Annotated in this window: 3 protein-coding genes; all 3 read left to right on the top strand. The window is 59.2% G+C overall.

Annotation, left to right across the window (positions count from 1 at the left end; translation table 11 throughout):
- Positions 1-533: 533 nt before the first annotated feature.
- Positions 534-1055 (top strand): hypothetical protein, encoded by a 522-nt coding sequence (locus AB1609_17220; GenBank protein ID MEW6048189.1) that lies wholly within the window; start codon positions 534-536, stop codon positions 1053-1055.
- Between the two features lie 1276 nt (positions 1056-2331).
- Positions 2332-3612: an HD domain-containing protein gene (locus AB1609_17215; GenBank protein MEW6048188.1), complete on the top strand. Its 1281-nt coding sequence runs from the start codon at positions 2332-2334 to the stop codon at positions 3610-3612.
- A 16-nt stretch (positions 3613-3628) separates the two neighbouring features.
- Positions 3629-4029: hypothetical protein (locus AB1609_17210; GenBank protein MEW6048187.1), on the top strand; the 401-nt coding region annotated here is incomplete at its 3' end.

Genomic DNA, 4029 nt, shown 5'->3' with positions numbered 1-4029 from the left:
TCTCCGCCTCCACCGGGGTGCGTGCGCCCCGATTCCTCCCCGCGGCAGGGTCTGTACACCCCGATCTCCGCCTGCATCAGGGTGCCCGCACCCCGATCCCTTCGCGCACCAGGGTCCCTACACCCCGGTGCCCGTCCTTACCGGGGTCCCCGTACCCTGATCCCTGCCTGCACCAGGGTCCTTGCACCCCGATCGGCCACCGGCGCCAGCGCGCACGATCACACCCTTGCCTTCCTCATCGACCTCACCAGCCGCCACGGCATCAGACGTGCCATCCAGCCACCGCCTCTTCGATTTGGCGCGCCGCCTGCTCTCCGCCCTCCTTCCCTTTCGCTGTGCTTGCCCGCGTCGAGGGCACCTCCTACGGCGAGTCACCCGGTTTGGACGCAAGCGCTTCGTTGTGTCGAAAAGGAGGATTTTATTGGTGGATGCAGAACTTCTTGGCAAGAATGGAGACGGGCCTGTGGTGCTGGCGTCGGACAGATGACGGTGGGCTCGGGCGTCCGGGCGGTCGAAGTGGGGGGAGGCTTTTCATGGAAGGAGAGATCGCTGGGAGACTGGTAGGGAAGGTGCAGGAGTTTCTCAAGCAGCAAGGCTGGCCAGGCGAGTGGCTCTTGGCGCTGTGTGAAGAAGCCGTTGCCCACGGCCTTGAGCAAGTTGTACTCACGGGTGAGGGAATCCGCGAGGAGAGTATCACCGTACGACCCGTTGAGACGCCCGAGGAAAAGCTACGTGTGTATTTGCGTGTGTTATACGCGTATTTGGTTGAACTACCTGCGTGCGTCAAGTCAGCTGTGTCACGGCTGGATGAAGTTGCAGAGCAAAGTGGCATCGCACGTGGGCAAAAACTAGAGTTCAAGGTGGACCTATCGGGAGGTGTGCCGGAGTCTCCGCTGTACGCGGACATGAGGGAAATCGCAGCCCATGCACATACGAATTACATAGCGTTTAGTGGCCTCCTGCTTGCGCTAGACAAGGCTGGCGAGAGAGGGGTTGCGGATTGGATCTCGAACGGAGCCTGGAGCAGGCAATCCAACAAGCACTACGAGCCGTGAGCCCCAGCATTCAACTCATTCTTAGGCGAGGACTCCCCGATGCCCTGTATGAGGCGTACGTATTCAGTCTGGTCTTGAGAGCGTTTCAAAGTTTGGGCGCGCGGGTGCTTCTGCAAGGTATGAGAGGAGCCTCAGGTCCCTTCGTTTTTCGAGGGAGCCCGGGGCGCCTTCACTCCTCTCTGCACAATTACGGCTATGCATCGTGCTCGTATAGAGGGCGTGAACTCGAGGTGCATGTCGACGTGCAATTCCTAGGAACGTCGCGTGTGCTCCACGAGATCGACGTAGCAGTTGTGGATAGTGACGAGGCTCAGAGATCCCGAAGAGATAGGCAGGACCCTGCCTCACGGTACACTCGGTGTGCCTTCGAGTGTAAACTGTACGGCGGCACGCTTGGGACTCATCTAATCCGCACCTTTACCGGGCTCTTGGACGACATGGGTGAGCTTATCGTCGCGGTATTTGCGAGCAACCAAGCCTCGCAGACAATTGCCAGGTTCTGTTCAGCAAAGCGAAGCCGTCCGTGCTTTGCCGATCAGCTAACTCCGTTCGACTACGAAGCGGAAAACCGGTTTGTGGGATATACTGCGACGTCGCTTAGAAAGTGGCTGGGATAGTGGGAGGTACGAGGAATCAACTCGCCAAGGTTGACCAAACCTTGGTCGTGAGACCAGCAGTAGGGTAATTCGGCAAAGGGGTCTTCCTTTGACGGCTTGGTCGGTGCCGACCAACTCCAACGGTCGTGGCGTGGTGCAGTGCCCCGTGGCAGGAGTGGTGACGTACGGGCGATGACAAGTTTGCCAGCCGGTTCCGGTAGCGGGGTCCTCACACAGGAGCAGGGCAAGCAAGACAAGAGAGCGTGAGACCTGATGCGATCCTCCAGCCGGTGTTAGATGGGGCGCAGGTCGCCCCGGTGAGGGGAAGAGTCGGGGCACGGCGACCCGGAACGGGCGCGATCAGCGTGTCGGGCCCCGGGTTGGGGCAGGCGGGGGTGTGGCGTGGCGATCTGGCGCAGCTTACCAGTTGGGTCGTGGTGGCACGTTGCCGTGGCGATTGCTGCATCCCGATGGTTGCTCCGACCGCGGTGCCTACACCCCGATCCCCGCCCTAACCGCGGTCCCTACACCCCGATTGCCCCTCGCATCGCGGTCCCTGCACCCCGATGGCGCCTCGCCTCTCGTCAAATGCTACGTGAAGGGTGACGCCGTCACCTGATGACGGTGCACAGACGATATCCTGGTACTGAGGAAACGAAAGGCCGGTTTCGTTTGTCCGGGTGGTGAAGCCGGGGGGTGATCATACGCACGAGATCCGTGACCCGGTCCACGGCTTTGTCGTCTACGACGACTTCGAAAGGGAGCTTATAGACTCCCATCCGTTTCAGCGGCTGCGGCGAATCAAACAACTGGCCACGACGCACCTTGTGTATCCCGGTGCGGTGCATACCCGGTTCGAACACTCCCTGGGTGTTATGCATCTGGCCACCGAAGTCTTCGACGAGTTGGTGCACAAACATTGGGATAGTGTTGAAAGGGTCTTGGGGCTGACCGATAGGGACGAACTAGGCCGGCTTCGCCGGGTGCTTCGGCTGGCGGCGTTGCTGCACGATATAGGCCACGCTCCCTTTTCCCACGGTCCCGAAGAACTGTTGCCGGATGGTCATGAGGCGGTGACGGTCGGCGTGATCGAGAAAACGGAGATCCGCGACATCATCGACGAGCGGTACTACACGAAGGGGATCAGAGTGACCGATGTGATACCGGTTGCGGTTGGGGCGAAAAAGGTGACGCAGCTTCCCAGCGCAATTGGGCAATTCCTTTCCGAGATTCTCACCGGTCCTTTCGGCGTGGACAGGATGGACTACCTGCTAAGAGATTCTCTCCATACGGGCGTCAAGTACGGCCAGTTCGACGTACACCGCCTTGTCAATACGCTAACCCTGACCATCCACCCCGAAACCGGTAACCCGGTGATCGCGCTCGAACGAGGCGGCGTACACGCCGCTGAGGGACTTCTCCTGGCCAGGTATTTTATGTTCCAGCAGGTTTACTACCACCCCGTGCGTCGCATCTATGACTGGCATCTCAAACAGTTCGTGCTTGACCTACTTGGTCATAAACCGTTCCCGGTTGACGACCTCGCTGAATACCTCCGATGGGACGATGCGAGGGTTGAGTACTGCCTGTACCGATGTCCGCGCTCGCGCTCTGCCGCGAGCGGCCGCTTCTTCACCGGTCGTGGCCACCTTAGGATGGCATTCGAGGCTCCAGAGGGCCGAGTTGAGGCCTATTGTGATCGCGCGGAGGAACTGAGAACGGCTCTCCTGGACAAGTTCGGAGACAAAGTGTATTGTGACAGCGAGTATCAGCCGCTGGCTAGTGATAGCGAGCTTGCCCTGCTTGTCCTCGGGCCGGACGGTTCTCATTCCTCGTGTGAGAAAGAGTCCAAGCTCTTTGCCTCTTTACCTCCACTGGGCTTTCTGAGGGTGTATGCGGTAGACGAACCCGGGCTAAAGGAAAGGGTCAGTAAGTTTTGCCGCGACTTTTTCGCCGATTAGGAAGGGGGACTGAGCAATGGAGGTCATTGCGCCTGTTTCCGTTCGCAGGCAACTGATCGTGGAACTCGTGCGCAGGCTCAACGCAACCGGTAGCTGGAGCGGTGCCACTCACATACAGAAGTGCGTGTTTTTCCTCAGGCATATGTTCGACGTGGACGTCGGTTATGACTTTGTCATTTACTACTACGGCCCGTTTAGTTTCGATCTCGACAAAGACCTGGTGCTGTTGCGCTTCCGCGGGTGGCTGACCGTTGATCGTGAGCCCGGATACGGCGTGCACTATCGCCCGGGGCCCAAGGCACCGCAACCGACAGACGAGATGATCGAAGCGGTATCGCCCTCCATTGACCGCGTGGCCGAGTTATTCGGTAAGAAAGGGGTGAAGGAACTGGAATTAATGGCTACCACCTACTACGT

The sequence above is a fragment of the Bacillota bacterium genome, assembly GCA_040754675.1.
GTDB lineage: Bacteria > Bacillota > Limnochordia > Limnochordales > Geochordaceae > Geochorda.
This window is presented reverse-complemented; position numbering and strand designations above follow the sequence as displayed.

Coding starts and splice junctions, on each gene's coding strand:
- AB1609_17220 (MEW6048189.1), top strand. CDS start 534: ATGGAAGGAGAGATCGCTGGGAGACTGGTAGGGAAGGTGCAGGAGTTT.